Annotated in this window: 30 protein-coding genes and 2 tRNA genes; 18 read left to right on the top strand and 14 right to left on the bottom strand. The window is 60.5% G+C overall.

The genetic code is table 11. The features are described 5' to 3' along the window. Nucleotides 1-134 precede the first annotated feature (134 nt). Both DFO46_RS08340 and gloA read right to left on the bottom strand, forming a co-directional pair. Nucleotides 135-1,091 (bottom strand): hypothetical protein, encoded by a 957-nt coding sequence (locus DFO46_RS08340; protein ID WP_120276983.1) that lies wholly within the window; start codon nucleotides 1,089-1,091, stop codon nucleotides 135-137. Between the two features lie 129 nt (nucleotides 1,092-1,220). Further along, nucleotides 1,221-1,661 carry a lactoylglutathione lyase gene (gene gloA / locus DFO46_RS08335; RefSeq protein ID WP_110793101.1) on the bottom strand — a complete coding sequence of 147 codons (441 nt, stop codon included), beginning with the start codon at nucleotides 1,659-1,661 and terminating at the stop codon, nucleotides 1,221-1,223. Between the two features lie 185 nt (nucleotides 1,662-1,846). Here gloA and DFO46_RS08330 point away from each other — a divergent pair, with 185 nt between their 5' ends. The 7 genes from DFO46_RS08330 to DFO46_RS08300 all read left to right on the top strand — a co-directional run bounded on the left by DFO46_RS08330 (nucleotide 1,847) and on the right by DFO46_RS08300 (nucleotide 4,832). Then, nucleotides 1,847-2,425 carry a cold-shock protein gene (locus DFO46_RS08330; protein ID WP_110793100.1) on the top strand — a complete coding sequence of 193 codons (579 nt, stop codon included), beginning with the start codon at nucleotides 1,847-1,849 and terminating at the stop codon, nucleotides 2,423-2,425. Nucleotides 2,426-2,429: 4 nt separating this feature from the next. Continuing rightward, entirely contained in the window at nucleotides 2,430-2,918 is a 489-nt protein-coding gene (locus DFO46_RS08325) for a DUF192 domain-containing protein (RefSeq protein WP_120276982.1), read from the top strand. Nucleotides 2,919-3,011: 93 nt separating this feature from the next. Beyond that, nucleotides 3,012-3,088 (top strand) — tRNA-Pro (locus DFO46_RS08320). Nucleotides 3,089-3,174: 86 nt separating this feature from the next. Next, on the top strand, nucleotides 3,175-3,480 hold the full coding sequence (locus tag DFO46_RS08315) for an ETC complex I subunit (RefSeq protein WP_110793098.1): 306 nt from the start codon (nucleotides 3,175-3,177) through the stop codon (nucleotides 3,478-3,480). 23 nt (nucleotides 3,481-3,503) lie between these two features. After that, nucleotides 3,504-3,580 (top strand) — tRNA-Arg (locus DFO46_RS08310). A gap of 107 nt (nucleotides 3,581-3,687) precedes the next feature. Continuing rightward, entirely contained in the window at nucleotides 3,688-3,945 is a 258-nt protein-coding gene (locus DFO46_RS08305; RefSeq protein WP_147412750.1) for a hypothetical protein, read from the top strand. Nucleotides 3,946-4,103: 158 nt separating this feature from the next. Further along, nucleotides 4,104-4,832, top strand: a complete 729-nt coding sequence (locus tag DFO46_RS08300; RefSeq protein ID WP_120276980.1) for a nuclease — start codon at nucleotides 4,104-4,106, stop codon at nucleotides 4,830-4,832. Between the two features lie 87 nt (nucleotides 4,833-4,919). Here the strand turns inward: DFO46_RS08300 and DFO46_RS08295 are convergent, their stop codons facing one another. The 4 genes from DFO46_RS08295 to DFO46_RS08280 all read right to left on the bottom strand — a co-directional run bounded on the left by DFO46_RS08295 (nucleotide 4,920) and on the right by DFO46_RS08280 (nucleotide 9,203). After that, a complete protein-coding gene (locus DFO46_RS08295) occupies nucleotides 4,920-5,693 on the bottom strand; it encodes an amino acid ABC transporter ATP-binding protein (protein ID WP_110793039.1) in 774 nt (257 codons plus the stop codon). 17 nt (nucleotides 5,694-5,710) lie between these two features. Further along, nucleotides 5,711-6,865 carry an amino acid ABC transporter permease gene (locus DFO46_RS08290; RefSeq protein ID WP_120276979.1) on the bottom strand — a complete coding sequence of 385 codons (1,155 nt, stop codon included), beginning with the start codon at nucleotides 6,863-6,865 and terminating at the stop codon, nucleotides 5,711-5,713. 1 nt (nucleotide 6,866) lies between these two features. After that, nucleotides 6,867-8,060, bottom strand: coding sequence for an amino acid ABC transporter permease (locus tag DFO46_RS08285; RefSeq protein ID WP_110793037.1), 1,194 nt, complete (start codon nucleotides 8,058-8,060; stop codon nucleotides 6,867-6,869). 114 nt (nucleotides 8,061-8,174) lie between these two features. Continuing rightward, complete coding sequence (locus tag DFO46_RS08280) at nucleotides 8,175-9,203, bottom strand: amino acid ABC transporter substrate-binding protein (RefSeq protein ID WP_110793036.1); 1,029 nt, start codon at nucleotides 9,201-9,203, stop codon at nucleotides 8,175-8,177. Nucleotides 9,204-9,563: 360 nt separating this feature from the next. Between DFO46_RS08280 and DFO46_RS08275 the strand changes: the two genes are divergently transcribed. After that, nucleotides 9,564-10,754: a cystathionine beta-lyase gene (locus DFO46_RS08275; RefSeq protein WP_120276978.1), complete on the top strand. Its 1,191-nt coding sequence runs from the start codon at nucleotides 9,564-9,566 to the stop codon at nucleotides 10,752-10,754. Nucleotides 10,755-10,762: 8 nt separating this feature from the next. Here DFO46_RS08275 and DFO46_RS08270 read toward each other — a convergent pair whose 3' ends face one another. Next, entirely contained in the window at nucleotides 10,763-11,926 is a 1,164-nt protein-coding gene (locus DFO46_RS08270) for an FAD-dependent monooxygenase (protein WP_120276977.1), read from the bottom strand. 25 nt (nucleotides 11,927-11,951) lie between these two features. Beyond that, entirely contained in the window at nucleotides 11,952-12,197 is a 246-nt protein-coding gene (locus DFO46_RS08265; RefSeq protein WP_110793033.1) for a zinc-finger domain-containing protein, read from the bottom strand. A 166-nt stretch (nucleotides 12,198-12,363) separates the two neighbouring features. On the opposite strand from DFO46_RS08265, the gene DFO46_RS08260 reads away from it, so the two are divergent. Beyond that, nucleotides 12,364-13,146, top strand: coding sequence for an alpha/beta hydrolase (locus DFO46_RS08260; RefSeq protein WP_110793032.1), 783 nt, complete (start codon nucleotides 12,364-12,366; stop codon nucleotides 13,144-13,146). A 6-nt stretch (nucleotides 13,147-13,152) separates the two neighbouring features. Here the strand turns inward: DFO46_RS08260 and DFO46_RS24120 are convergent, their stop codons facing one another. Then, nucleotides 13,153-13,860, bottom strand: coding sequence for a peptidoglycan-binding protein (locus DFO46_RS24120; protein ID WP_183041865.1), 708 nt, complete (start codon nucleotides 13,858-13,860; stop codon nucleotides 13,153-13,155). 161 nt (nucleotides 13,861-14,021) lie between these two features. Further along, nucleotides 14,022-14,825, bottom strand: a complete 804-nt coding sequence (locus tag DFO46_RS08250; protein ID WP_120278188.1) for an enoyl-CoA hydratase-related protein — start codon at nucleotides 14,823-14,825, stop codon at nucleotides 14,022-14,024. Nucleotides 14,826-14,897: 72 nt separating this feature from the next. On the opposite strand from DFO46_RS08250, the gene cysE reads away from it, so the two are divergent. The 8 genes from cysE to DFO46_RS08210 all read left to right on the top strand — a co-directional run bounded on the left by cysE (nucleotide 14,898) and on the right by DFO46_RS08210 (nucleotide 21,149). Further along, nucleotides 14,898-15,722 (top strand): serine O-acetyltransferase, encoded by an 825-nt coding sequence (gene cysE, locus DFO46_RS08245; RefSeq protein WP_110793030.1) that lies wholly within the window; start codon nucleotides 14,898-14,900, stop codon nucleotides 15,720-15,722. 129 nt (nucleotides 15,723-15,851) lie between these two features. Continuing rightward, nucleotides 15,852-16,055 (top strand): DUF3126 family protein, encoded by a 204-nt coding sequence (locus DFO46_RS08240; protein WP_110793029.1) that lies wholly within the window; start codon nucleotides 15,852-15,854, stop codon nucleotides 16,053-16,055. A gap of 202 nt (nucleotides 16,056-16,257) precedes the next feature. Further along, entirely contained in the window at nucleotides 16,258-16,605 is a 348-nt protein-coding gene (locus DFO46_RS08235; protein WP_120276975.1) for a phasin family protein, read from the top strand. A gap of 242 nt (nucleotides 16,606-16,847) precedes the next feature. Next, nucleotides 16,848-17,195, top strand: a complete 348-nt coding sequence (gene clpS, locus DFO46_RS08230) for an ATP-dependent Clp protease adapter ClpS (protein ID WP_110793027.1) — start codon at nucleotides 16,848-16,850, stop codon at nucleotides 17,193-17,195. 9 nt (nucleotides 17,196-17,204) lie between these two features. Continuing rightward, nucleotides 17,205-19,688 carry an ATP-dependent Clp protease ATP-binding subunit ClpA gene (gene clpA / locus DFO46_RS08225; RefSeq protein ID WP_120276974.1) on the top strand — a complete coding sequence of 828 codons (2,484 nt, stop codon included), beginning with the start codon at nucleotides 17,205-17,207 and terminating at the stop codon, nucleotides 19,686-19,688. A gap of 71 nt (nucleotides 19,689-19,759) precedes the next feature. Further along, nucleotides 19,760-20,539 carry an AzlC family ABC transporter permease gene (locus DFO46_RS08220; RefSeq protein WP_245422536.1) on the top strand — a complete coding sequence of 260 codons (780 nt, stop codon included), beginning with the start codon at nucleotides 19,760-19,762 and terminating at the stop codon, nucleotides 20,537-20,539. Then, a complete protein-coding gene (locus tag DFO46_RS08215; RefSeq protein ID WP_183041931.1) occupies nucleotides 20,536-20,868 on the top strand; it encodes an AzlD domain-containing protein in 333 nt (110 codons plus the stop codon). Before DFO46_RS08220 ends, DFO46_RS08215 begins: the two co-directional genes overlap by 4 nt. Nucleotides 20,869-20,960: 92 nt before the next feature. After that, nucleotides 20,961-21,149, top strand: coding sequence for a hypothetical protein (locus DFO46_RS08210; RefSeq protein ID WP_147412749.1), 189 nt, complete (start codon nucleotides 20,961-20,963; stop codon nucleotides 21,147-21,149). 44 nt (nucleotides 21,150-21,193) lie between these two features. Here DFO46_RS08210 and DFO46_RS08205 read toward each other — a convergent pair whose 3' ends face one another. The 4 genes from DFO46_RS08205 to DFO46_RS08190 all read right to left on the bottom strand — a co-directional run bounded on the left by DFO46_RS08205 (nucleotide 21,194) and on the right by DFO46_RS08190 (nucleotide 24,104). After that, entirely contained in the window at nucleotides 21,194-21,613 is a 420-nt protein-coding gene (locus DFO46_RS08205; protein ID WP_120276971.1) for an HIT family protein, read from the bottom strand. Between the two features lie 69 nt (nucleotides 21,614-21,682). Beyond that, nucleotides 21,683-22,882: a GNAT family N-acetyltransferase gene (locus DFO46_RS08200; RefSeq protein WP_120276970.1), complete on the bottom strand. Its 1,200-nt coding sequence runs from the start codon at nucleotides 22,880-22,882 to the stop codon at nucleotides 21,683-21,685. A 23-nt stretch (nucleotides 22,883-22,905) separates the two neighbouring features. Next, a complete protein-coding gene (locus tag DFO46_RS08195) occupies nucleotides 22,906-23,637 on the bottom strand; it encodes a glycerophosphodiester phosphodiesterase (RefSeq protein ID WP_120276969.1) in 732 nt (243 codons plus the stop codon). After that, nucleotides 23,634-24,104 carry a RidA family protein gene (locus tag DFO46_RS08190; RefSeq protein ID WP_110793020.1) on the bottom strand — a complete coding sequence of 157 codons (471 nt, stop codon included), beginning with the start codon at nucleotides 24,102-24,104 and terminating at the stop codon, nucleotides 23,634-23,636. Before DFO46_RS08190 ends, DFO46_RS08195 begins: the two co-directional genes overlap by 4 nt. A 117-nt stretch (nucleotides 24,105-24,221) precedes the next feature. Between DFO46_RS08190 and DFO46_RS08185 the strand changes: the two genes are divergently transcribed. Beyond that, complete coding sequence (locus tag DFO46_RS08185; protein WP_120276968.1) at nucleotides 24,222-25,049, top strand: cell envelope integrity EipB family protein; 828 nt, start codon at nucleotides 24,222-24,224, stop codon at nucleotides 25,047-25,049. The last annotated feature ends 165 nt before the right edge of the window (nucleotides 25,050-25,214 follow it).

Raw genomic sequence — 25,214 nt, 5'->3', positions numbered from 1 at the left:
GTCAGGCTGGTCAAAGACCGCAAGCGGGGCAGGGCGCTTTTTTGCAGAAAAATGACAAAGCCCTGAAGCGGCAAGAGCGGGTGTCGAAAATGCCGTTTTGCCAAGGGGTTGGCGGGCACCCGGTGTCACGTTTTTCAGGGTTTGTTGCTCTTGGTTTTCGCCCCGCCTGCCAGCAGATCCAAGAGCGAGGGCAGCCACTTCTTCTTTTTGGCGGTTGGTACGCCCTCACCATCAGGCACCGCTGCGGACTCGCCAGACCCATCCCCAGGCATTTCGGGAACAGCTCCCATGGCCGCCAGTTGTTCTGGCGTCAGCTGAACACGCTCCGGCATGGCAACGGCGGGCATCTGGTCCTCTGGCATTCCGGCAGTCGGCTCGCGCAGCGCCAGAATTTTGCGCTTTGGACGTGGGTCGGACAGCTTGTGGAGAACTGGTGGCCCGGTCTCCGGTTCGACGAGCGGAAGGTCACTTGCGGGTGCCGCCATTTGCTCAGGCGCGGACAGCATTTGCTGCTGTTCGGCCGAGGGGCTGAACAGGCTCTTGCTCATCGCATTCACGCCGAGTGTCGGCATGTTGCCCGGCACGAGGCTTGTGACGGGCTGTGCAGAACTGCCGGTTTGCTGCGCCGCCGCTGTCGGCGGTGCCGCGGCCACCGGGGCTGCAGGCGGTTGTGACCGGCCGGCGGAAAACAGGCTGTTCTTGTGTGTATTGACCTCGGTCGGTTGCGACACGCCGAGATCCTGCGCAGGCGCGGTGCCAGCCATGGCCTGCTGCTGTAATGCCAGCACTTCGGGCGGCGGCTCCGCAATGTCGGAATAGGCGGCAGCCAAGGGGGCCGGCTTGCGTTTCAGGCTTGTCGCAGGTTCGTTCAAGGCAAGCTGCGCACCTTGTGCGTTGGCTGTTGCCGAAACTGCAACAACGCGCGGATCACTATAGCCGCCCTTGGTCGGCTTGTCTGTGTGGCTTGCTGCTTCCAGCGAGCCGGTGGCGAGGATGTCGCCGGCGTTCGTCTGACACGACCCCAATATCAATCCGCTGAGGATCGCGAGCGTTCGAAGGCTCGTGCTGCTGTGCGTGAAGGTCTGTGTCATGGCCGGCTCCGACATCCGTCCCCACCAGTGGGGATGGGCAAGGCGCCGCGCATGCACGACACCTTGCGTTTCGAAACCCGTTCTAGACGCGCAAACTTGCGCGAGGCGGTTTGCCGTCGTCTGCTGCTATTACCAGGCGCCGGTATTCGGCATCGAGGCCCAGGGCTCGGCAGGCGCAAGATTGTCACCCTTCTGCAGGATCTCGATCGAGATGCCGTCGGGAGAGCGGACGAAAGCCATGTGGCCGTCGCGCGGCGGACGGTTGATCGTCACGCCATTGTCCATCAGCTTCTGGCAAATGGCGTAGATGTCGTCGACTTCATAGGCGAGGTGGCCGAAATTGCGTCCGCCCGTATAGTCCTCTGTATCCCAGTTGTAGGTCAGTTCGAGCGCCGGCGACATCGTCTCCTTGGCCTCTTCGTGATCCGCGTCAGCCACGAGAAAGACCAGCGTGAAGCGGCCCTTTTCGTTTTCATAACGGCGGATTTCCTTGAGGCCGAACAGGTCGCAATAGAAATGCAGCGAGGCGTCGAGGTCCTTGACCCGGACCATGGTGTGTAGATAGCGCATCGAGATATCCTCCTTTGAGGCCTTGGATATGGAACAAGCGCCAGTCTCGGGCAAGGCTCATCCGGCAAAAGCAGTTGGGTATAGATGAAACTAGGGCTTGCGCAGATCCGTTGACGAAATGTTAATCTGAATCTCAAGAATCAGTTGACTGAGCAATGTGACGCGTTTTCGAGGGGCTTGGGGAAATGGCGGACAGGATTTCATCGAAGGGGCTCGATGGTTTCGAGGAACTGTCCGGCGAAGCCGTTGATCTGATCGAAATCACCGGCATCGTGAAATGGTTCGACGTCGCCAAGGGATTTGGTTTCATCGTGCCCGACAATGGCATGCAGGACGTGCTCCTGCACGTGACCTGCCTGCGCCGCGACGGCTACCAGACCATTCTCGAGGGAACGCGCATTGTCGCCCTGATCCAGAAGCGTGATCGGGGTTATCAGGCGTTCCGTATTCTCTCCATGGACCAGTCGACGGCAATTCATCCGTCGCAGATGCCGCCGGTGCGCACCCATGTGCAGGTAACCCCGACCAGCGGTCTGGAGCGGGCCCTGGTCAAATGGTTCAATCGCACCAAGGGTTTCGGCTTCCTGACACGCGGCGAGGGCACCGAGGATATCTTTGTCCATATGGAGACGCTGCGACGTTTCGGTCTCACCGAACTGCGCCCGGGCCAGACCGTGCTCGTCCGCTTCGGACCCGGTGACAAGGGGCTGATGGCGGCCGAAATCCACCCGGACAATCCGGGTCCCGCCGCACGGGCCCATTGAGCCGATGCGCAAAGTTTCCAAGCATATGACAAGCGCCTTCGTGGCGCTTTTCGTCTTTTTCAGTGGCATTTTGCCTGCCCAGGCGCAGGTGGCTTTCGACACAGGCACGCTCACCATCACCACGCAGGCCGGCAAGCAGCTAGAATTTGAGGTGGAATGGGCGCTAACGGCCGAGCAGCGTGCCCGCGGCTTGATGGAGCGCGAGACGCTGGCTGATAATGCCGGCATGCTCTTCGATTTCGGCGAAACCCGTATGGTCACCATGTGGATGGCCAACACGCCCCTGTCGCTCGACATGGTCTTCATTGATGAGGCCGGTGTCGTCGTGCGTGTCGCCGAAAAGACGACACCCTTTTCCGAGGCCATCGTCGGTTCGGGCAAGCCGGTGCGTTATGCTCTTGAGATACGCGGCGGCCGCGCCGCCGAGCTTGGCCTGACGGCTGGCGCGCGCCTCGTCCTGCCCTTGGACCTGCCGCAAGCCAAAACGCCATGAGCGCGATTTTCTTGATGAAATCAGCATCGGGAAACCGTGTTTTTGAGGTTGCGGCTTAAGGGTGAACCGTGTATTCCGGCAGCATTGCTGGAACGGAGTGTAGCGCAGCCTGGTAGCGCATCTGGTTTGGGACCAGAGGGTCGGGAGTTCGAATCTCTCCACTCCGACCAGCAATGAAATTCAGCCGCCCGCCTAGGGCGGTCGCCTTCCCGGCGGTGGGTTGGCCCGCCGTCTACGTTCTGGAGATGGATAGACCATGTCTGCGAAGATCTACCGCCCCGCCAAAACCGCCATGCAGTCCGGTAAGGCGAAGACTCATCTCTGGGTTCTGGAATTCGACCAGTCGGCGCCGCGCAAGATCGATCCGATGATGGGCTACACGACATCAGGCGATACCCGCCAGCAGATCAAGCTCACCTTCGAAACGCTGGAACAGGCGGAAGCCTATGCCACCCGTGAAGGCATCGAATACCGTGTCATCCTTCCCAAGGAAGCCAAGCGCCAGACGGTGTCCTACACGGACAATTTCCGCTTCAACCGTCTGCAGCCCTGGACCCACTAAGGTCCCCCAGGTCACCTTTATTCGGTCCCTTAGCTCAGCTGGATAGAGCAAGTGCCTTCTAAGCACTAGGTCGTAGGTTCGAGCCCTACAGGGATCGCCAACTATCCAGCCATTTGCCTTTTGTGTCGCCGTCACCCGGCGAATCAGGAACCGGATCGCCTTTCATCGGTTAACTTCCCGTGATGATATCCATAGGGAGTGAGATACATGATGAAGATCCTAGCCGCTGCCGCCATCCTCTCCGTCAGCCTGACCGGCGTGTCGCTGGCCCAGAGCTCGTCGGATGGTTCGGCGAATTCCGGCACCAGTGACAGCGGTAGCCAGCAGGGAGACACCAGTGGCGCGACCGGCAACGCCAGCACCCCGGCGGACACCAGCGCGGGCGACGAGCCGCAATGCCCGCCCGGCCAGAAGAGCGCCGATTCGGCCGCCACGAATGCTGACAAGAAGTGCGTGGCAGAATAAACTCCAAGCAAAGCCAATGCTGAAGACGGTCGGGGATGATGCCCCGGCCGTTTTTCGTTTGGAAGATAGAGCGCCCTTGCGCCATCCACCGAATTTTCTCCCATGCCAACCTTTCGGAAACCCTTGGGCGTCATGATGGCGCTCACGAGAGGTTAACCATGTCCAGTCGCACTGCCAGTTCCCGCCGCGCGCCCGCCAAGCGCCGCAAATCCAGTCGCTCTTCCTCTGCGGGGCAGGGAGTCACGCAATGGATCGTCATTCTGGCGCTCGTCGCGGGTGGCATCGCGCTTTATGACAATCGCCAGACCGTGATGAAGCAGGTTGCGCCTCTCTTGAAGGACGATCGACCGTCCGTTGCTCGAACGGAACGCAAAGCGGAACCTCACCCTGAAAAATCGGCAGCGCCGGTCGGTGTGGCAAAGGCACCGGTACCGCCCGTTGCCGTGGGCGCGGCAAAGGCGCCGGTTCCGGATGCAAAGCCTGCCGCCGCAAGCGCGAGCGCCGGCGCGGGGACTGCCCTCATGGGCGAAGACTTCAAGGGCCGGTTCTATTTTTGCGGCACATCCGGCCTCGACAATTGCGTCGCCGATGGCGACACCTTCTGGTTCTCGAAAACCAGGATTACTCTCGCTGACATCTCGGCACCCGCGACAGACAAGGCGGTCTGCCAGCAGGAGCGAGACCGCGGCTTTGCCGCGAAAGTTCGGCTGCGCGACCTGTTGAATGCGGGCAAGTTCGACATCGAAGTGTTGAAGGGACAGCCGCTTCAGGCCGGGTCGTCGGTGATGCGTGTCGTCACCCGTGACGGCCGCTCGCTGGGCTCTATCCTGGTGTCGGAGGGGCTGGCCAAGCCACGGCTCGCCGCAAACCAGTCCTGGTGTCCTTGAGTTTATCGAAACGGATCATGCAAGGAAAAAAGACCCGCTGCGGGTGGCGCAGCGGGTCTTCTGGTATTCGGCGCAAGCCTTGAGCAATCAGTGCAGGATCTGGCTGAGGAAGAGCTTGGTGCGCTCGTGCTGTGGATTGTCGAAGAATTCGGCCGGCGAATTCTGTTCGACGATCTGGCCCTGGTCCATGAAGATGACGCGGTTGGCGACCTGGCGAGCAAAGCCCATTTCATGGGTGACGCAGAGCATGGTCATGCCTTCTTCCGCGAGACCCACCATGGTGTCGAGCACTTCCTTGACCATTTCCGGGTCGAGCGCAGAGGTCGGCTCGTCGAACAGCATGATCTTCGGCTTCATGCAGAGCGCCCGGGCAATTGCCACGCGCTGCTGCTGGCCGCCTGAAAGCTGACCCGGATACTTGTTGGCCTGTTCCGGGATCTTGACGCGCTTGAGGAAGTGCATCGCCACTTCCTCGGCTTCTTTCTTCGGCATCTTGCGCACCCAGATCGGCGCCAGCGTGCAGTTCTCCAGAATCGTCAGATGCGGGAAGAGGTTGAAGTGCTGGAACACCATGCCGACTTCGCGGCGTACTTCGTCGATCTTCTTCAGATCGTTGGTCAGTTCCATCCCGTCGACCAGGATGTTGCCCGACTGGTGTTCTTCCAGCCGGTTGATGCAGCGGATCATCGTCGACTTGCCGGAACCCGACGGGCCGGCAATAACGATGCGCTCGCCCTTCATGACCTTCAGGTTGATGTCGCGCAGCACGTGAAAATCACCGTACCACTTGTTCATGTTGATCAGTTCGACGGCGACATCGGTGTCAGAGACGGCCATCTTGGCGGAAGCGGCATTTGCCATGGTTGTTCCCCTTGTCCTTATTTCTTGTGGCCAGTGTCGAGATGCCGCTCCATGAAGGCGGAATAACGCGACATGCCGAAGCAGAAGATCCAGAATACGAAACCAGCGAAGATGAGGCCCGTCAATGGTGTAACGGGCGTGATCCAGCGGGCATCGCCGAAACTGGCCTTCACGATCCCGAGAAGATCGTACATGTTGATGATCGAGACCAGCGAGGTGTCCTTGAACATCCCGATAAAGGTGTTGACGATGCCCGGAATGACCAGCTTGATCGCCTGCGGCATGATGATGAACACCATCTTCTGCCCGTAGTTCAATCCCAGCGAATCCGCGCCTTCATACTGGCCTTTCGAGATCGCCTGGAGGCCGCCACGAATGACTTCGGCCATATACGCGGAGGCGAAGATCGAGACGCCGACAAGTGCGCGCAGGAACTTGTCGATGTTGTCCCCCGGTGGCAGGAAGAGTGGCAAAAGCACGCTGGCCATGAACAGGACGGTGATCAACGGTACGCCGCGCACCAGTTCGATGAAGCCGACACAGGCCGCCTTCATGATCGGCATACGCGAACGACGGCCGAGCGCCAGGATGATGCCGAAGGGCAGAGACACGACGATCCCGACGAAAGACAGGATCAGCGTCACCATCAGCCCGCCCCACAGCGAGGTCTCGACATGGCTGAGGCCAAAGGAACCGCCGAGCAGGATGATGTAGGCGAGGATCGGCAGGACCACGAGCAGAAGGATCGCGTTGGTGCCCTTGAAGGGGACCTTCGGGATCAGCATCGGAACGAGGAAGCCGACGAACAGCACGGCGATCAGGATCGGCCGCCAGAGTTGGTCGCGCGGATAGGACCCGACCATGAACTGCGTGAACCAGTCGCCGACATAGGCCCAGCAGGCACCGCTCCAGCCATCCGGCTGTGTTCCACCCTGGACGAGGGTGGCGCAGGCGGCACGGCCTTCACCCGACCACACGGCCGAAATGAACAGCCAGTCGAAGACCGACAGCACGAACCAGATGATGATGGCGCCGAAGACGACCGTCATCAGGCCATCGAGAGGGGTGGCGAACAGGTTCTTGCGCACCCAACCTACGGCACTCTTGTCAGAGGTCGGCGCCGGAAGCGCGGGGAGAAACTCGCGACGGAGATAGGAAACGTCTTTGCTCATCTCAGCGCTCCACCAAAGCCATCTTGGCATTGAACCAGTTCATGAACAGCGAAGTCGCAAGGCTGATCGACACATAGATCAGCATCCAGATCGCGATGATCTCGATCGAGTGACCCGACTGGTTGAGGATCGTGCCGCCGACAGCGACAAGATCCGCATAGCCGATGGCAACGGCCAGCGACGAATTCTTCGTCAGGTTCAGATATTGCGATGTGAGCGGCGGAATGATGATGCGAAGCGCCTGCGGCAGGACCACCAGACGCGTGGTGAGTCCAGCGCGGAAGCCAAGCGCCCCAGCTGCTTCGGACTGTCCCTTGGAAACGCCCATGATGCCTGCGCGAACGATTTCGGCAATGAAGGACGCCGTATAGAAGGACAGCGCCATGTAGAGCGAGAGGAATTCCGGCCCGATGACAGTGCCGCCACGCATATTGAACTTTCCAAGTTCCGGAATGTCGAAGGTGACGGGCGCGCCGATCGCGAGGAAGGCAAGGATCGGAAGTCCGACGATCAGCGCGATATTGATCGCCAGCACAGGCGGGCGAACCCCGGTCGCGAGCTGACGCTGGGTCGCCCAGCGGCTGTAGAAGACCGCCCCGATGATGCCGACGACAAAGGCGGCCAAGACGAAGAGCATGCCTTCGCCGAAAATCGGCGCAGGCATGTAGATGCCGCGATTGCTGACGAAGACGGAGAGTGGCAGTGACAGCGACTGCTTCACGTCCGGCAGCAGGGACAGGACACCCTTGTACCAGAAGAAGATGACGAGCAGCGGCGGGATATTGCGGAACACTTCGACATAGACAGTGGAAATCCGGGAGATCAGCCAGTTGTTCGAAAGCCGACCAATGCCGACGAGCAGGCCGATGATGGTCGCCGTGATGATGCCGGTTGCGGCCACGATCAGCGTATTGACCAGGCCCAGCATCAGCGCCCGCAGATAGGTGGAATCGCTCGAATATTCGATGGGTGTCTGTGCGATGTCGAAGCCGGCGCGGCTGCCGAGGAAATCGAAGCCGGCGGTCATGTTCGCGCGGGCGAGGTTGGCGGCGGCATTGGTGCCGGCATACCAGAACAGCCAGATCACGAAGACCACGGTCAGTGCCTGATAGACGAACTGACGCACGGCGGGATTGTAAAGCAATGAGGTCCCGGAGCGCACGGCTCCGCCCCGGTCTGCAGCGTTAACTGCCATATACCTGTCCCCTGTACCAAAGCCCTGTTTTTGTTATTGGGCCGGCGTTTTTATTGGTTTGGTGCGCGTGACGACGGGAAGGCGCGAGACGCGCCTTCCCGGATGGTCAAAGGATCAACGGATCGGCGGAGCGTACTGCAGGCCACCCTTGGACCACAGCGCATTCAGGCCACGTTCGATCTTGAGCGGGCTGCCCTGGCCGACGTTGCGCTCGAAGGATTCGCCGTAGTTGCCGACCTGCTTGATGATGTTGTAGGCCCACTTTTCATCGAGACCGAGGTCCTTGCCGATGGTCTGGTCCTTTTCCTCGCCGAGGAAGCGCTTGATATCAGGGTTTTCCGACTTCACCATTTCGTCCAGGTTTGCCTGGGTGATGCCGAAGTCTTCACCGGTGATCATGGCGTAGTGGGCGTAGGACACCACGTCGAACCACTTCGAATCGTTCTGGCGAACGGCCGGTCCAAGCGGCTCCTTCGAGATGATTTCCGGCAGGATCACGTGGTCGGCCGGGTTGGCGAGCGACAGGCGGATCGAATACAGGCCCGACTGGTCGGTGGTGTAGACGTCGCAACGGCCGGACTGATAGGCGGCGTCGACTTCTTCCTGCTTTTCGAAGACGACCGGCTTGTATTCCATGCCGTTGGCCTTGAAGTAGTCGGCAAGGTTGAGTTCGGTCGTGGTGCCGGACTGGACGCAGACGGCGGCGCCGGACAGTTCGAGGGCCGACTTGACGTTCAGCGCCTTGGTGACCATGAAGCCCTGACCGTCATAATAGTTGACGGCGCGGAAGTCGAAGCCGAGCTGCGAGTCACGGCTGGCGCTCCAGGTCGTGTTACGGGCCAGAACGTCGATTTCGCCCGACTGCAGGGCCGGGAAGCGGTCCTTGGCGGACAGCGGCGTGAACTTCACCTTGGTGGCATCGCCGAAGACGGCGGCAGCAACGGCACGGCACAGGTCGACGTCGAGGCCGGTCCAGTTGCCGGAGGAATCCTGCGCGCCGAAGCCGGCGAGGTTCGAACCGTTGACGCCGCACTGGACGAAGCCCTTGGCCTTGACGTCATCGAGCGTTCCAGCCTGCGCTGCAACTGCGCCGAAGCCGACGGCAGCGACGCCAATCGCTGCAGACAGAAGTGTTTTTTTCATTTTTCCCAACCTTATTCTCTTGTTTTTGCCATCGACGGCATCCGGCCAGGGTTTCCCGGCGGCGCTCATCGGCTTGCGGGCCTCCCGGAGCAAGCAGCACTATCACAGTCGGAAATGATTGCAGGGTCAAGTCTTTAAGCTGATTTATGGCTCAAGGGGGAAGATTTTGCCAAAATCGCCGAAGAAATGGGCAGAAATGCTGAATGCGGGCGCATCAGTGCTGAAAATGACGCCTATCGGTGCCCTTTCCTTTGCGCTGAGTGCATGGCGAGACGCTTGGAGCAGGTCATAGGATGCGACTTGACCTGCCGGATGGGGAGCGGCAAGAACGGGAAGTCTAGCACCAGGGAATTCCTCGCGATGAGCAAAAACAAAGAATGGCTGGAAACGGCCGGGACCAATACGAAGCTCTGCCATACCGGCTATGATCCGAACGAGTATCATGGCTTCGTCAATCCACCTGTCGTGCATGCCTCGACGGTTCTTTTCCCCAACGCAAGGGCGATGGAAACGCGGACCCAGCGCTACACCTACGGCACGCATGGTACACCGACCACGGATGCCTTATGTGCTGCAATCGACGAATTGGAAGGCTCGGCGGGGACCGTTCTCGTCCCGTCCGGGCTGGCCGCCATCAGCGTTCCCTTCCTGACATTTCTCTCGGCGGGAGACCACGCGCTGATCGTCGATTCGGTCTATTCGCCCTGCCGACACTTCTGCGACACCATGCTGACCCGTTTGGGGGTCGAGATCGAATATTACGATCCCGAGATCGGCGCTGACATCGCGCGGCTGATGCGGCCCAACACGCGTCTGGTGCATACCGAAGCGCCCGGTTCAAACACGTTCGAAATGCAGGATATCCGCGCCATTGCCGATGTTGTGCATCGCTTCGACTGCGTGGTGACCATGGACAACACCTGGGCGACACCGCTTTATTTCAAGCCGCTGGATTTCGGCGTCGACGTCTCCATTCATGCCGCGACCAAGTATCCCTCCGGCCATTCCGACATTCTCATGGGCACGGTTTCCGCCAATGCGAAATGCTGGCCGAAACTGCATGAGGCCCATAGCACCATGGGCATTTGCGGGGCGCCGGATGATTCCTACCAGATCCTGCGCGGCCTGCGCACGATGAACCTGCGCCTTGAGCACCATTTCCGCTCTGCGCTTAAGGTTGCGGAATGGTTGGAGGGCCGTCCTGATGTTTCCCGCGTCCTGCATCCGGCCTTGCCGAGTTTCCCCGGCCACGAGATGTGGAAACGCGACTTCAAGGGAGCCTCGGGCGTCTTTTCCTTCGTGCTGTCGGCAGACACGCCCGAGAAGATCAAGCCGAAGGCCCATGCCTTCCTCGATGCCCTCCAACTCTTCGGCCTCGGCTGGTCCTGGGGTGGCTACGAGAGCCTTGCTGTGTTCGTCAATCTGAGTGATCGCAAAATTCGCAAAGGTCCGCAGGACGGTGCCGTCATCCGCCTGCAGATCGGTCTGGAAGATGTCGAGGACATCTTTGCGGATCTGGAGCGCGGCTTTGCGGCCGCCGCCATCCTCTGATTGAGGCCTCAAACGCCGATCTTGTGGCCGTAAAGCCAGTCGAGATCGGCGGCGAGTTTCTCGGGTGACCGCAATGACAGCACGAGGTCGCGAGCGATACGGACGGGACCGCGTGCATGATAGGCGAAGCGGTTGAAATCGCCCCGTGCCTTGACGCGTGCTGCGCGTGCCTTGCGCTCCGTCTCGAAGCTTGAGAGAGCCGAGGGCAGGGCAGTGCGTGAAACATGATGGGCCAGGCTGAAGGCGTCTTCGATGGCCATGGCGGCTCCCTGGGCGGAGAACGGCATCATGGCATGGGCCGCATCGCCGATGAGCACCGTATCCCGTCCATTCTGCCAGCGCCCCTCCGAGGCCTGGTAGAGCGGCCAGAAGGTCGGGTTTTCGGCGCCGGCCAGGACGGTCCGGATATCCCGGTGCCAGCCGGAGAACTGGTCTAGCAGCATGGCGCGTCGAGCGGCATCGGCCTGGAGGGCCCAGCTTTCGTCGCTTCTGGCGCCGGCCGCAATGGCCACGAGGTTGAAGCCGTCGATCTCGTTCAGCGGATAGCTAACGAGATGTGCCCTCGGGCCAAGATGGGCGGTCACGCCGCTGCGCGACAGAAAGGCTGGCGCGTCCGCCGACGCGACGGTGAAGCGCCACGCGATGTTGCCGGAAAAGCTGACATTGGGCGCCCCGGCAATGGCGTCGCGCGCAACCGACCAGGCTCCATCAGCACCAACGACGAGGTCGGGTCTCCGACCCGTGACATGCGCCAGCGCATCTGCACCCACGCCGTCGATGCGGTGTCCGAGGTGAAGCTTGCAAAGCGGTTCGTACAGTGCCGCCCGAAGCAGGGCTTGCTGCAAGGTCGAGCGATGAAGCACGCCATAAGGCGCGCCCCAGCGATTGCGGGCGAAGTCTCCCGCCGGCAGATCCGCGAGACTGCGAAGATCGATCCCGGAGGCGAGGCGGATGCTGCGTGGCTCGAGCCACTGCCGTTCGATTTCGGGAAGCACACCCAAGGCGGCGAGAACGCGTGTGGCGTTGGGCGAGAGCTGAAGTCCGGCCCCCACTTCGCCCAGTTGCGGGGCCTGCTCGATGATATCGCTCGAAATCCCCTTGGCAGCGAGCGAGAGCGCAGTCGTCAGGCCCGCCACCCCGGCTCCGACGATGGTGGCGTGCATGATGGACATGAAGTGATGCCGATCGTGACGCCGCTTACGCCGCCTTCACGTGAAAGACGCAGCCCGGCGGGTTCGTCTGCTCGGCCTTGAGCGCCGGGTTGTAGCGGTAGAGCGTCGAGCAGTAGGAACAGACCTTTTCGGTGTCGTGCCCCATGTCGATGAAGATATGCGGATGGTCGAAGGGCGAGGAGGCCCCGGTGCACATGAATTCCTTGACGCCGATCTCGATCACAAGGTGACCGCCGTCGTTCTGGAAATGGGGAATGCTGTGACCGGCCATGGGAAACTCCGCGAAATGCTCGTGATTTTGCGCCGGACCATAACGCTCCCGTATGCAAATGTGTAGAGCCAATGCGCGGTTGGACCCACAGAAAATCCCCCTGCGGCAATTGATGTCAGCGGCACAATCACTAAGGTTGCCGGCCCAGCCCCTGCAGGATGTCAGCATGAATCTCGACGCACCGAATTTCTCCCGTTTTCGCAACGACGATCTGGAGCTTGCCTATTTTGACGATGGCGATCCCACGGGCGAACCCGTTTTGCTGATCCATGGGTTCGCCTCGTCGGCAAGCGTCAACTGGGTCTATCCGGGCTGGTTGCGGACATTGGGTGACGCCGGCTACCGCGTCATTGCCATCGACAATCGCGGTCACGGCGCGAGTGACAAGCCGCATGATCCGGAGGTCTACCATCCAAGCTCAATGGCCGGAGATGCGGCAGCCCTTCTTAATCATCTCGGCCTGCCCGACGCTCATGTCATGGGCTATTCCATGGGCGCGCGCATCTCGGCATTCCTCGCGGTCGAACACCCCGATCGTGTTCGAACTCTGGTCTTCGGCGGTCTCGGCATCGGCATGTGCGACGGCGTGGGCGATTGGGATCCGATCGCCGATGCTCTGCTCGCGCCGTCTTTGGATGACGTGACGCATGAGCGCGGGCGGATGTTCAGAGCCTTTGCCGACCAGACTGGTTCTGATCGGCTGGCGCTCGCCGCCTGCATCCGCACCTCGCGGGACCTCGTGTCGCGACAGGACATCGCCAAGGTCGACATACCCACCCTGATCGGCGTCGGGACCAAGGACGATATTGCTGGCTCGGCGGCAGAACTCGCAGCCCTCATGCCCCATGCCGCCGCGCTCGATATCCCGAACCGCGACCACATGTTGGCGGTCGGCGACCGGGTGTTCAAGAAAGCGGTGCTGGAATTCTACGCCGCTCAGGCGCGGTAGGTGCTGTCACTGCGTCGGCGCATTCTTCAAGGCTTCCATCGTTTTCGGCCCCAGGACACCATCTGCCGTCAGCCCGTGCTGGCGTTGAAATTCGATGACCGCCGCGCGTGTCGCCGGGCCGAAAATGCCATCCTCGTCAACGTCGAAGCCGCTTAGGATGTTCAGGCGCTGCTGTGTCCATTCGACTTCGGGTCCACGGTCGCCGATCGAGAACCTGTGAGCCTCTTGCGGCAGTTCCTGCGGTTCTCCGAATGCCCCATCCCGGTGCCAGGCGAGCAATTGCTGCCGACTGATCTCGAAATGCATGGAATCCTCCGTCTTGAAGGCGGCGCCCCAGAAGAAATTGTGCCTGTTCATGATCGGATGCATGGCGGTCAGGCCCTTTTGCGCTCGGTTGTCGCCGCGGGTGTCGAGTTTGCCTTCGAGGGTGAAATCGATGGCGCAGCCCCAAGAATGGTTGCTGATCGAAGATTTGCTTCCCCGAACATATCTGACGCACAGCATGCCGGCAGAGCCCAATACGGCGTAGATTTCCGGCATCTCGGTCCGTAGGTCGGTGAGGGCGGACCGCAATTGATCCACCGCAGGCTTGAGTCCTGTAACTTTAAAGGGACCGACGCTTTCGGTGACGATCAGCTTGCGGATCACCGGGTGGGTGACGGACTGGCAGGATTGGTCGTAGTTCCCGCGGGGATTCCCGAGAACGCGCAGCATGAGATTGTTGGTCAGGGGCAGAATGTCCCCGTTGAGCGTTTCCCTCTGCGTCAAAGGCTGCGTATCACTGATCCACGACATGATGGCACCTCCCTGTCTCTGGGAGAATGCTACGCCTTGAGCGCGAACTGTAAACAAATCAACCGCAAGTCATGGGTGCATTATTCACCTTTGAACACCGGTCGCCGGCGCTCGGCAAAGGCGGCGCGCCCTTCACGATAGTCTGCGCTGTCGAAGGTCTGGGCGCCAAGGATCTCCGCTTCGCGCAACATGTCTTCATCCGCGAGCTCGACTGCCCTCAGCGCAAGCTTCGAGGCCCGAAGGGAGAGGGGCGCATTCTGGGAAATGGCTTCGGCCAAGGCCAGAGACTGTCGTTCGAGTGCATCCGGAGACGTCACTTCGCTCAGAAAGCCGCAGGCGAAAAGTTCCGGTGCCGTGAGACTTCCACCGGTAAACAATGCCCGTCGAGCCATCTGACTTCCAAGGCCGCGAACGAAATCCTGGACGGCGTCGGCGGGATAGGCAAGGCCAAGCCGCGCGGCAGGGACGGCAAACAGGGCATCCTCGGATGCGATCCTCAGATCGGCGGCCGCTGCAAGTCCGAACCCGCCGCCGTAACAAATGCCGCGCACGGCCGCGATGACAGGGATTGGGGCCTCACGGATCGCCGCGAAGGCGCGGCTGTTGGACGCTTCGTAGACTCGCGCCGTCGCAGCATCCTTGCGTAATTCGGTAAATTCCGAAATGTCTGCGCCTGCGCTGAAGTCCCTGCCGCCGGCGCCGGACAGCACGATCACCCGCGCCGCAGCGTCGGCATGCAGCCAGTGGAGCGCTTCCGGGATGGCCCGCCACATTGCTGCGGTCACCGCATTCTTTCGCGTTGGATTGGTGATCTGCAACAGGCCAATGCCGTCTCCACTGGTCGCCTCGATCTGACCATTCGCGAATGCCTTGGAACGTTTCATGCGGGTCCCCATTTGAGTTCGGAAAGGGTTCGGATATATAATGCCATTCAAGCATGAACGAGGAGACCGGCAATGGTCGCACACAACGACGTTCTCAAGAACGAAATTGTCACGTCGATGGACCCGATCTGGGACAGTCTGCGCCAGGAGGCGCGTCTGGCTGCGGAACGAGACCCCATGCTGGCTGCATTTTTCCATGCGACGGTCCTGAGCCATCGTTCACTCGAAGATTGCGTCATCTATCGCATCTGCGAGCGGCTCGACCACTCCGACCTGCCGGCCATCGTGCTGCGCCAGGCCTTCGAGTCCATGATGGCCGATTGGTCGGAATGGACGGCGATCCTTCGCGTCGATATCCAGGCTGTCTATGACCGTGACCCTGCCTGCACCCGTTTCATGGAGCCGGTCCTCTATTTCAAGGGTTTCCACGCGATTCAGACCCATCGGCTGGCGCACTGGCTGTGGAACAACGGCCGCCGCGATTTTGCTCTCTACCTGCAGAGCCGTTCCTCGAACATATTCCAGACGGACATCAATCCCGCAGCGCGCATCGGCAAGGGGATCTTCCTCGATCATGCCACGGGGCTGGTGGTGGGCGAGACCGCTCGCATCGGCGACAATGTTTCGATCCTGCATGGCGTGACGCTGGGCGGCACGGGCAAGGAGGGTGCCGATCGGCATCCGAAGATCGGCGACGGCGTTCTGATTGGGGCCGGGGCAAAGGTACTTGGCAATATCGAAGTCGGCAGCTGCTCGCGCATTGCTGCCGGCTCGGTGGTGCTCAAGCCGGTACCACGCTGCACGACCGTCGCTGGTGTGCCTGCGCGGGTCGTCGGAGAGGCCGGCTGCGCAGAACCGGCGCGCTCGATGGACCAGATGATCGTTTCCGTCGACTGATCGCGCCCGGTCGCAAATTCCGAATTGATATGTCCGGTGCGCCGGTCAATCCTTCCTTTGCGTCTTTACAGCGGCGGAAAAGCCGTGGCACAAGCGGCGCAATTCAAAAACATCCGATGGAGATCCAGTGTGAAGCCTGATGAGATCAAGAAGCTCGACGCCTATTTCAAGCGGACATTGAACCCCTCGATGGCCGTCAAGGCCCGCCCGCGTAAGGATGACTCGGCCGAAGTCTACGTTGGGGAAGAGTTTCTGGGCGTCGTCTTCCGGGATGAAGAGGACGGCGAACTGTCCTACAATTTTTCGATGGCCATCCTCGACGTCGATCTTTGATCGCGATTGAAGCCAAAGGTTGAGACCGCGACGGAATCTCGTTGTGCCGTCAACATCATAGGGTCGCCTGTTGCTGGGCGGCCCTTTTTTTGATCAGAGATGCAACTTTTGGTAATTGTGCATCGCACAATTTCCCTTGACGGATTTTGTGCGGCTGCTATCTTATTCTTCACTGATATGAGGCGTAGAGGAGTGAGATCACATGTTCAATATTGATGAAGCCAGCAAGAAGAGCAAAGAAGCCATGGACGCGATGATGAAGAACTATTCGGAGATCACGAGGGGTTTCCAGTCGATCGCGACCGAGGCGACCGACTACTCGAAGAAGTCCTTCCAGGACATGGCCTCCTATGTCGAAGCGCTGACCTCGGTGAAGAGTGCCGAAGCCGCCTTTGAACTGCAGTCGTCTTATCTCAAGTCCTCCTACGAGAGCTTCGTTGCCGAAGCGACCAAGATCGGCGAAATGTATGCCGAACTCGCCAAGACGCTGTACAAGCCTTATGAAGCGCCGTTCAGCCGTGCGCTGACGCCGGTCGCCACGGCAGCCTGATCCAAGCTTGCGTGTACCATGCGAGACCGGCCGCGCCCCGCGCGGCCGGTCTTGTCATTTTTGCTTGCTGGTATAACCTGTTGGTTCGAATTTCCTTGGTTTTCCGCCCCGTGGGACAAATCGTCGTCACGGTCGTTCGGGGGGCTTAAAATCACCGAATTATGAACTACCTTACTGTGCTGAGTGTTCGTCCGTACCGATGCGTAACGGCTAACCGGCCGGACAACGGAGAATGAACTGAAATGATCGCCAAGCCGGTCTTCATGCAGAGCCAGCGTGACGGGGACAGTGCCAACAAGGGCACTTCGGTCATCACGCGCACCAAGCCGAAGACGAAGAAGCCTGATTTGTATCGCGTACTGCTTCTGAACGACGACTACACCCCGATGGAATTCGTGATCCATATCCTGGAGCGCTTTTTTCAAAAGGACAGGGAAGCTGCCACTCGCATCATGCTGCATGTTCATAATCATGGCGTGGGTGAGTGTGGAGTCTTCACCTACGAAGTCGCCGAAACCAAAGTCTCACAGGTGATGGATTTCGCCAGGCAGCATGAACATCCGCTTCAATGCGTCATGGAAAAGAAGTGAGGATCAGACGTGCCAACATTTTCCCCCAGCCTCGAAAAAGCGCTGCACCAGGCCCTGACCTACGCCAATGAGCGCCACCACGAATATGCGACGCTCGAACATCTGCTGTTGGCCCTGATCGACGACGCCGATGCGGCAGCCGTCATGGGCGCCTGCAACGTCAATCTCGACACGCTGCGCAAGACGGTTCTGGACTTCGTCGACAACGATCTGGCCAATCTGATCACGGGTTATGACGAGGATTCCAAGCCGACTTCAAGCTTCCAGCGGGTCATCCAGCGGGCGGTCATCCATGTACAATCCTCCGGTCGCGAGGAAGTGACCGGCGCCAATGTGCTTGTCGCCATCTTCGCCGAGCGCGAGAGCAATGCCGCTTTCTTCCTGCAGGAGCAGGAGATGACGCGCTATGATGCGGTCAACTACATTTCCCATGGTATCGGCAAGCGCCCCGGTGCTTCGCAGGTTCGCCCGGCACGCGGCGCCGAGGATGGTGAACCCGAAGGCGCCAAGGCTTCCGGCCGCGAACCGGAGGAGGGCGCTTCCAAGGGCAAGCAGGAGGCCCTCAAGGCCTATTGCGTCAACCTGAACGAAAAGGCCAAGACCGGCCGTATCGATCCGCTGATCGGCCGCCACGACGAGGTCAACCGCACCATCCAGGTCCTGTGCCGCCGTTCGAAGAACAACCCGCTCTATGTCGGCGATCCCGGCGTCGGCAAGACGGCGATCGCCGAGGGCCTCGCCAAGCGCATCGTGGAAGGCAAGGTGCCGGAAGCGCTGGCCGATGCCACGATCTTCTCGCTCGACATGGGCACGCTGCTTGCCGGCACGCGTTATCGCGGTGACTTCGAGGAGCGCCTGAAGCAGGTCGTCAAGGAACTGGAAGACTATCCTGGAGCGGTTCTCTTCATCGACGAGATCCACACGGTGATCGGCGCCGGTGCCACTTCGGGCGGCGCCATGGATGCGTCGAACCTGTTGAAGCCGGCTCTGTCCTCGGGCGCGATCCGTTGCATCGGCTCGACCACCTACAAGGAATACCGCCAGTTCTTTGAGAAGGATCGGGCGCTTGTCCGTCGCTTCCAGAAGATCGACGTCAACGAGCCGTCGATCGATGATGCGATCGAGATCATGAAGGGTCTGAAGCCCTATTTCGAAGACTATCACAAGCTGCGTTACACCAACGAGGCGATCAAGTCGGCTGTCGAACTGTCAGCCCGCTACATCTCCGACCGCAAGCTGCCGGACAAGGCGATCGACGTCATTGACGAGACGGGCGCGGCCCAGATGCTATTGCCGGCATCGAAGCGCCGCAAGCTGATCACCGAGAAGGAGATCGAGGTCACCATCGCTACGATGGCCCGGATCCCGCCCAAGACCGTGTCCAAGGATGACGAGATGGTTCTCGCCAACCTTGAGAAGGAATTGCGCTCGGTCGTCTACGGCCAGGACAAGGCGATCGAAGCACTCTCGACCGCCATCAAGCTTGCCCGTGCAGGTCTGCGCGAGCCGAACAAGCCGATCGGCTCCTACGTCTTCTCCGGCCCGACGGGCGTCGGCAAGACGGAAGTGGCAAAGCAGCTCGCGGCGTCGCTCGGCGTCGAGATGTTGCGCTTCGATATGTCGGAATACATGGAACGGCATACGGTATCGCGTCTGCTCGGTGCACCTCCCGGCTATGTCGGCTTCGACCAGGGTGGTCTGCTGACCGATGGTGTCGACCAGCACCCGCATTGCGTGGTCCTGCTCGACGAAATCGAGAAGGCCCATCCGGATATCTACAACATCCTGCTGCAGGTCATGGACCATGGGTCGCTGACGGATCACAACGGCAAGAAGATCGACTTCCGCAATGTCATCCTGATCATGACGACCAATGCGGGCGCGTCGGAAATGGCAAAATCGGCCATCGGCTTCGGCTCGTCGAAGCGGACCGGTGAAGATGAAGAGGCACTCAACCGCCTGTTCACCCCCGAATTCCGCAACCGTCTCGACGCGACGATCCCGTTTGCCCCGCTGCCGACCGATGTCATCCACCAGGTCGTGCAGAAGTTTGTCATGCAGCTTGAGGCGCAGCTCTCGGAACGCAACGTCACCTTTGACCTGTCGGAACCAGCGATCGCCTGGCTGGCAACAAAGGGTTACGACGAGAAGATGGGCGCGCGCCCGTTGTCCCGCGTGATCCAGGAATACATCAAGAAGCCGCTCGCCAACGAGATACTGTTCGGCAAGCTCAAGAAGGGTGGCGTCGTCAAGGTCGGCATCAAGACGGACGAGGCAGGCGACGAGGTTCTTGACCTCGAATGCCTGTCCGAAGTGGCACCGGTCAAGCCGAAGCCCGAGGCCGAAGTGGCGACGGCCAAGCTCGCCAAGGCCAAGCGCAAGCCGTCCCCCAAAGTGGCCGTGGTGGAGGATGACGGAGAGGTTGCTGTGATCGATGCAGCGCCGACGCCATCCAAGCGCAGCGCGGTGCCGAAGGTACCCAAGAAGAAGTAAGGCGCTTCATCTGAATGAATACAGTGCCGGGCCAACGCCCGGCACTGTCGTTTCTCGCTCTGGAATTTCTGATGATACCTGCCGAACGTGACGTGTCCCAAAGCCGCTGGTTCCTCGCCGGAATGCGCGGCCTGTTCAGCCTGCCAGCGATGATCCTGATGATCTCCTTTGTCGGATTCGCCGCCTTTGCGCTCCAGTCGGGTGTCACGAGGGCAGAGGCCATGTTCATGACGGCGACTGTCTGGGCACTGCCGGCGAAGATGATCCTGATCGGCACGATGACCAGCGGCGCCAATCTTCTGGCGATCTTTCTGGCCGTCACGCTCTCCTCGATCCGGCTGATGCCGATGGTGGCCTCGCTGGTGCCGGAACTGCGCACCAGCCGTACGCCGACCTGGTTGCTGCTTCTGCTCTCGCATTTTGTCGCGATCACCGCCTGGGTGTTTGCCATGGGCAGTATCAAGGATGTTCCGCGCGAGGGACGCACCGCCTATTTTGCCGGCTTCGGCATCACGCTCGTGGTTGTCAACACGCTGCTTGTCGGCCTGTGTTATGGTCTGGTTGCAAGTTTTCCGCCTGTCGTTGCCGGTTTACTTTTCTTCCTCACCCCATCCTATTTCATTGCGTCAATCTGGGCGACCGGTCGGCAGTCGGTGGTGAAGGTCGCCTTCGTCATCGGCGCTCTTGCCGGCCCACTCCTGGCTGTCGTCATGCCGGGCTTTGATATTCTCGTCGCCGGTCTCGGTGGCGGCACGCTCGCCTATCTCGTCGACCGCTTCGTCATTCGGGCCGGCAAGGGTTCCACGACCGCTGAGCCAGGAACGGTGGTGCAGGCCGAGGAGGTTGTCTGATGGTGGACTACTGGCCCTTTATCGTGATCCTCGTCGCCGGCTGGCTGGCCACGGACTTCTGGCGATGGCTGGGCGTCGTTGCCGGCAATCGGTTGCAGGAGGGATCCGAGGCGCTTCATTGGGTGAGGGCGGTGGCAACGGCTCTCGTGATGGCCGTCACGGCAAAGCTCGTCGTCTTCCCGACCGGCGTATTGGAAGCCTCGCCGCTCTGGCTGAGGCTTGTTGCAGCAAGCCTCGGTTTTGCAGCTTTCCTGGTCGCCGGGCAGCGGGTCCTTGTGGGCGTCGTCGTTCCTCTAGCGATCCTTGGTGCCGGCCTGCTCTGGCTTTGATTTTGTCGCGCAATCACAGCTTGGTGTTGGGGCTGGAAATGCCACAATTGCCGTCCCAGATCGATTTCGTCGAACGATCAAAGGCAATGGTAATGGCGAAGGTAATGCGTTTCCGCAGGCTGAAACATGGGCCACCGCAGAAATTCAAGGTTCTCCCGGAAGATCTGGCCCGGAGCCGTGGCGGAGCATGGTTCGGAACTGGTCCCGGCATGCTTGGTGCCATCGCCCTTGTCGCCGCAAGCGTCGCGGTGCTGCTGATCGTCGGCGGCCTTCTCGCCTGACCGGGCAACCGCTCGGTCAGGATGTATCGTGACAAAAAGGCTCGTTACAGCGCGGCCTTGATCTTCTCGGCGTTTGCCTTCAACACGTCGATGCTCTCCATCCCGCCCGTATGCGGCTTCAGCGGTATCCCGTCATGGCGCGGGATCACGTGGAAATGCAGGTGGAACACGGTCTGACCGGCTGCTGCCTCGTTGAACTGTGCGACATAGACCCCGTCAGCCGCGAAGGCTTCCTGCGCCGCATTGGCAAGCCGCTGCACGACCGGCAGCAGTTTCGAAAGCACCACCGGATCCGCATCCAGCAGATTGCGCGAACCCTGTTTCGGAATCACCAGCAGGTGCCCAGGTGCCTGCGGCATGACATCCATGAAAGCCAGCGTATCCTCGTCCTCGTAGAGCTTCACCGACGGGATGTCACCGGACAGGATCTTGGCGAAGATGTTGTTGGGATCATAGGCGGTCATGGGTCTCTCCTCGATTCGTTCCGCCACTTAACGGCAGCAGGGTTCATGCATCAAGCGGGCGTAAACCCATCAGCCGTCGAATTCCTCCCCCTCGCGCGGTGGCCGCTCCCCCTTGCGAAAGGGCGTGTGCTCGCCGAGATAATCGCTCATCTGGGCAATCTCGCGCCGCTCGTGTTCGAGATAGTCGGCGACCGCGCGGCGAAGCCCGGGATGGGCAATGTAGTGGGCCGAATGGGTGGTGACCGGCTCATAGCCCCGTGCAAGCTTATGTTCGCCCTGGGCGCCCGCCTCGACGCGGGAAAGGCCCCTCGACAAGGCGAAATCAATCGCCTGATGATAGCAGACTTCGAAATGCAGGAAGGGGTGATCCTCGATGCAGCCCCAATGGCGGCCATAGAGCGCCTCTGAGCCGATGAAATTGATCGCGCCCGCGACATAACGGCCGTTGCGCTTGGCCATGACCAGCAGCACATCGTCGGCCATGCGTTCACCGATCAGCGAATAGAATTGGCGGGTGAGGTAGGGCCGGCCCCATTTGCGGCTGCCGGTGTCGATATAGAAGCGGAAGAACTGGTCCCAGATGTCTTCGGTCAGATCGCTGCCGGTCAGCCAGTCGATGGTGATGCCGTTTTCAAGCGCTGCCCGCCGCTCCTTTCGCAGGTTCTTTCGCTTTGAGGAGGACAGTTCCGCGAGGAAGGCTTCATGGTCGGCATAACCGCGATTGATGAAGTGGAACTGCTGGTCGGTGCGGTGGAGAAAATTGGCATCCGTTAGGGAAGGCAACTCACCTAACGGAAGGAATGTGACATGCGCCGATGAGGCGCCGATCTTCTGAGTCACCTGGGCCAGGGCCAAGGCCAGGAGGCCGGAGACTCGCTCCACATCTTCGCCACGCTTGACTAGCAGCCGCGGCCCGGTGGCAGGCGTGAACGGCACGGATGCCTGGAGCTTGGGATAATAGTGGCCGCCGGCCCGCTGATAGGCGTCGGCCCAACCGTGGTCGAAGACATATTCGCCCTGGCTGTGGTTCTTCAAATAACAAGGGACGGCCCCGATCAGCCGTCCGCCTTCCTCCAGCAGCAGGTGATGGCCCATCCAGCCGGTTTGCGCGACAGCCGAGCCGGATTCGTCCATGGCTGAGAGAAAGGCATGCGAGACGAAAGGATTGTAGCCGGGCCCGGCACGTGAGGTGCCGGACAGAGTGGCCCAGTCGGCCGGATGGATCTCCTGAAAGGAGCCTGCAATGCGGACAGTCACCTCGTCTGCCATGAATCTCCCTGTCAGTGTCAGTGTCAGGCGACGGCCGGCGCCACGCGCGGATCGAAGCCTTCAAACGTCATCTGGTCAGCATAGGTATAGGTCTGTGCTCGCATGATTTCATCCCTGACGGTCCAGGTAATCACGGGTATGCCCTTTTCACGCAGGCCCGTGACGAACGGGTTCGGCAGATGGACGACGCAATAGGAAGTGAAGTCGAGCCCGAGCGCCATGGCTTCCTCATGGGCTGCCAGCACGTCCGGCTTGACGCCCTCGGCCGTCAGCCCGACCGGGTAGGGGCAGTCGACGTGTTTGAGGGCACGCAGGAGGTGGTAGTCGAAGCTCATCAGCGCGACCTTGCCCTCGTAGCCTTCCAGCACTTCCAGCACGCTCTCGACAAAGCCGTCATCCTGCTCGGCATCGATACCCTTGAGCTCGATCACCAGTGGTACCTGTCCCTTGACGAGGTCGAGCATCTGGCGGAGCGTTGGGATCTTGTCCTTCGTGCCGCCGATCGACAACATCTTCAACTCACCCGCCGTCCGCTCGCGAACTTCGCCGGTAAGCCCGCACAGACGCTGCAGATCGTGGTCGTGGAACACCATCGGCACGCTGTCCGATGACAGCTGGATATCGCATTCGATCGCGAACCCCGCCTCGATGGCCCGCGAGAACGCCGAGAGCGTGTTTTCGAACACGGTCTTGTTCATGTCGTGATAGCCGCGATGGGCGACCGGTAGGTCCTTGATCCAGTCGACACCGCTCACAGCGCGATCTCCAGGATCGCATCGATCTCGACGGCGGCGTTCAGCGGCAGCGAGGCCATGCCAACGGCGGCCCGCGCATGCTTGCCGGCTTCGCCGAGAACATTGGCGATCAGGTTCGAGGCACCGTTGATGACAAGGTGCTGTTCGACAAAGCCCGGCGCCGAAGCGACGAAGCCGTTGAGCTTGATGACGCGGGTGATGCGCGACAGGTCGCCGCCGAGCGCGCTCTTGGCTTGGGCAAGGATGTTGATGGCGCAGAGTTCAGCCGCCCGCTGGGCGTCTGCGAGAGCGACCTCCGACCCGACGAGGCCGAGAACCGCCACTTTTCCGCCTTCAATCGGCAATTGGCCGGAGAGGTAGAGCAGGTTTCCGCTGATCACGAAGGGGACGTAATTGGCAGCAGGGGCGGCGGCTGCGGGCAGGGTAATCCCCAGCGCTGCAAGGCGGCTGTCGATGGTGTCGGACATGGCGAAATCCCGGTCTGTTGAAAATAAAGTGAGAAACCTCTGGCGACGAAAAGCATGTCTCGCTTTTGCCGGATGTGTTCTTATAACATCGACGACGAGTCCAACAGGAGGTTGTCGATGTTTCCTTTGCGTATGGCGTTCGCCGCCACATTGACCCTCGCCGCCGGCACGGCTGCCGGGCAGGCTTCGGCGGCGACGATCGGTCTTGTGCCGCATCGCGCCGTCTACGACATTTTCTTGAAGGAAGCCTCAGACCGTTCCGGGATCGAAGGCGTGCGTGGGCGCATGGTCTACGAATTTTCGGGATCGCCCTGCAAAGGCTTCAACACCCAGTTCCGTTTTGTCACCCGCATTGATGTCGGCGACGGCGTGCGCGTCACGGACCAGCGCTCGACCACCTTTGAGGATGTGAGCGCCGGCAAGTTCCGGTTCGACAACAAGTCCTTCACTGACGACCAGCTGGACAAGGATGTGAGCGGGGCCGCAGCCGAGGCCGGCGACAAGGTGACCATCGAGCTGACCGGTCCCAATCAGCGCGCGCTGGAACTTGCGGGTAGCCGTTTTCCGGCCGAACACATGCTGGAAGTGATCGCCCGGGCCCGTAAGGGTGAACGGGTCTTCGAATCCCGCATCTTCGACGGCTCGGAGGATGGAGACCAGACCTTCCTCACCACCACGGTCGTCGGCGCAGCGAAGAAATCGACAGACACCGATCCGGAAGCCAAGGCGGCTGCTCCGCTCGGCACGAGCGACTACTGGCCGGTCTCGATCGCCTATTTCGACGAGAAGTCGAAGGGTGACCAGCTGCCGATCTATAGCCAGTCCTTCAAGCTCTACGAGAACGGGGTCACCCGCGACCTGACTTTGGACTATGGCGACTTCGTCCTGGCGGGCAAGCTGACCAAGCTCGAAGTGCTCGGCCCCCCGAACGGCGATTGCAAGTGAGCAAATCGCGGCTTCTTTCCCGAACTTGCCCGCAAAGGCTTGATTTTATGCCGTGAGCCCTGTATGGGCCGCATCATTCCACACGCGAAGCTTGGGAAGTTCAGGGAGAAATCTGAGTTTTCCGCCCGGTGGCTTCCCCGAAAGGGGAGCTGTTTGCTTCGCGGG

Origin of the sequence: Rhizobium sp. AG855 (assembly GCF_003610655.1) — a bacterium.
GTDB classification, from domain to species: domain Bacteria; phylum Pseudomonadota; class Alphaproteobacteria; order Rhizobiales; family Rhizobiaceae; genus Allorhizobium; species Allorhizobium wuzhouense.
The sequence above is the reverse complement of the archived record's forward strand: the minus strand, read 5'-3'. Positions and strand labels throughout refer to the sequence as shown.

What these genes read in the sequence shown, in the direction of transcription:
- DFO46_RS08340 (WP_120276983.1), bottom strand. Translation starts at nt 1,091, where the DNA reads ATGACACAGACCTTCACGCACAGCAGCACGAGCCTTCGAACGCTCGCG.
- gloA (WP_110793101.1), bottom strand. Translation starts at nt 1,661, where the DNA reads ATGCGCTATCTACACACCATGGTCCGGGTCAAGGACCTCGACGCCTCG.
- DFO46_RS08330 (WP_110793100.1), top strand. Translation starts at nt 1,847, where the DNA reads ATGGCGGACAGGATTTCATCGAAGGGGCTCGATGGTTTCGAGGAACTG.
- DFO46_RS08325 (WP_120276982.1), top strand. Translation starts at nt 2,430, where the DNA reads ATGCGCAAAGTTTCCAAGCATATGACAAGCGCCTTCGTGGCGCTTTTC.
- DFO46_RS08315 (WP_110793098.1), top strand. Translation starts at nt 3,175, where the DNA reads ATGTCTGCGAAGATCTACCGCCCCGCCAAAACCGCCATGCAGTCCGGT.
- DFO46_RS08305 (WP_147412750.1), top strand. Translation starts at nt 3,688, where the DNA reads ATGATGAAGATCCTAGCCGCTGCCGCCATCCTCTCCGTCAGCCTGACC.
- DFO46_RS08300 (WP_120276980.1), top strand. Translation starts at nt 4,104, where the DNA reads ATGTCCAGTCGCACTGCCAGTTCCCGCCGCGCGCCCGCCAAGCGCCGC.
- DFO46_RS08295 (WP_110793039.1), bottom strand. Translation starts at nt 5,693, where the DNA reads ATGGCAAATGCCGCTTCCGCCAAGATGGCCGTCTCTGACACCGATGTC.
- DFO46_RS08290 (WP_120276979.1), bottom strand. Translation starts at nt 6,865, where the DNA reads ATGAGCAAAGACGTTTCCTATCTCCGTCGCGAGTTTCTCCCCGCGCTT.
- DFO46_RS08285 (WP_110793037.1), bottom strand. Translation starts at nt 8,060, where the DNA reads ATGGCAGTTAACGCTGCAGACCGGGGCGGAGCCGTGCGCTCCGGGACC.
- DFO46_RS08280 (WP_110793036.1), bottom strand. Translation starts at nt 9,203, where the DNA reads ATGAAAAAAACACTTCTGTCTGCAGCGATTGGCGTCGCTGCCGTCGGC.
- DFO46_RS08275 (WP_120276978.1), top strand. Translation starts at nt 9,564, where the DNA reads ATGAGCAAAAACAAAGAATGGCTGGAAACGGCCGGGACCAATACGAAG.
- DFO46_RS08270 (WP_120276977.1), bottom strand. Translation starts at nt 11,926, where the DNA reads ATGTCCATCATGCACGCCACCATCGTCGGAGCCGGGGTGGCGGGCCTG.
- DFO46_RS08265 (WP_110793033.1), bottom strand. Translation starts at nt 12,197, where the DNA reads ATGGCCGGTCACAGCATTCCCCATTTCCAGAACGACGGCGGTCACCTT.
- DFO46_RS08260 (WP_110793032.1), top strand. Translation starts at nt 12,364, where the DNA reads ATGAATCTCGACGCACCGAATTTCTCCCGTTTTCGCAACGACGATCTG.
- DFO46_RS24120 (WP_183041865.1), bottom strand. Translation starts at nt 13,860, where the DNA reads ATGCTGCGCGTTCTCGGGAATCCCCGCGGGAACTACGACCAATCCTGC.
- DFO46_RS08250 (WP_120278188.1), bottom strand. Translation starts at nt 14,825, where the DNA reads ATGAAACGTTCCAAGGCATTCGCGAATGGTCAGATCGAGGCGACCAGT.
- cysE (WP_110793030.1), top strand. Translation starts at nt 14,898, where the DNA reads ATGGTCGCACACAACGACGTTCTCAAGAACGAAATTGTCACGTCGATG.
- DFO46_RS08235 (WP_120276975.1), top strand. Translation starts at nt 16,258, where the DNA reads ATGTTCAATATTGATGAAGCCAGCAAGAAGAGCAAAGAAGCCATGGAC.
- clpS (WP_110793027.1), top strand. Translation starts at nt 16,848, where the DNA reads ATGATCGCCAAGCCGGTCTTCATGCAGAGCCAGCGTGACGGGGACAGT.
- DFO46_RS08220 (WP_245422536.1), top strand. Translation starts at nt 19,760, where the DNA reads ATGATACCTGCCGAACGTGACGTGTCCCAAAGCCGCTGGTTCCTCGCC.
- DFO46_RS08210 (WP_147412749.1), top strand. Translation starts at nt 20,961, where the DNA reads ATGGCGAAGGTAATGCGTTTCCGCAGGCTGAAACATGGGCCACCGCAG.
- DFO46_RS08205 (WP_120276971.1), bottom strand. Translation starts at nt 21,613, where the DNA reads ATGACCGCCTATGATCCCAACAACATCTTCGCCAAGATCCTGTCCGGT.
- DFO46_RS08200 (WP_120276970.1), bottom strand. Translation starts at nt 22,882, where the DNA reads ATGGCAGACGAGGTGACTGTCCGCATTGCAGGCTCCTTTCAGGAGATC.
- DFO46_RS08190 (WP_110793020.1), bottom strand. Translation starts at nt 24,104, where the DNA reads ATGTCCGACACCATCGACAGCCGCCTTGCAGCGCTGGGGATTACCCTG.
- DFO46_RS08185 (WP_120276968.1), top strand. Translation starts at nt 24,222, where the DNA reads ATGTTTCCTTTGCGTATGGCGTTCGCCGCCACATTGACCCTCGCCGCC.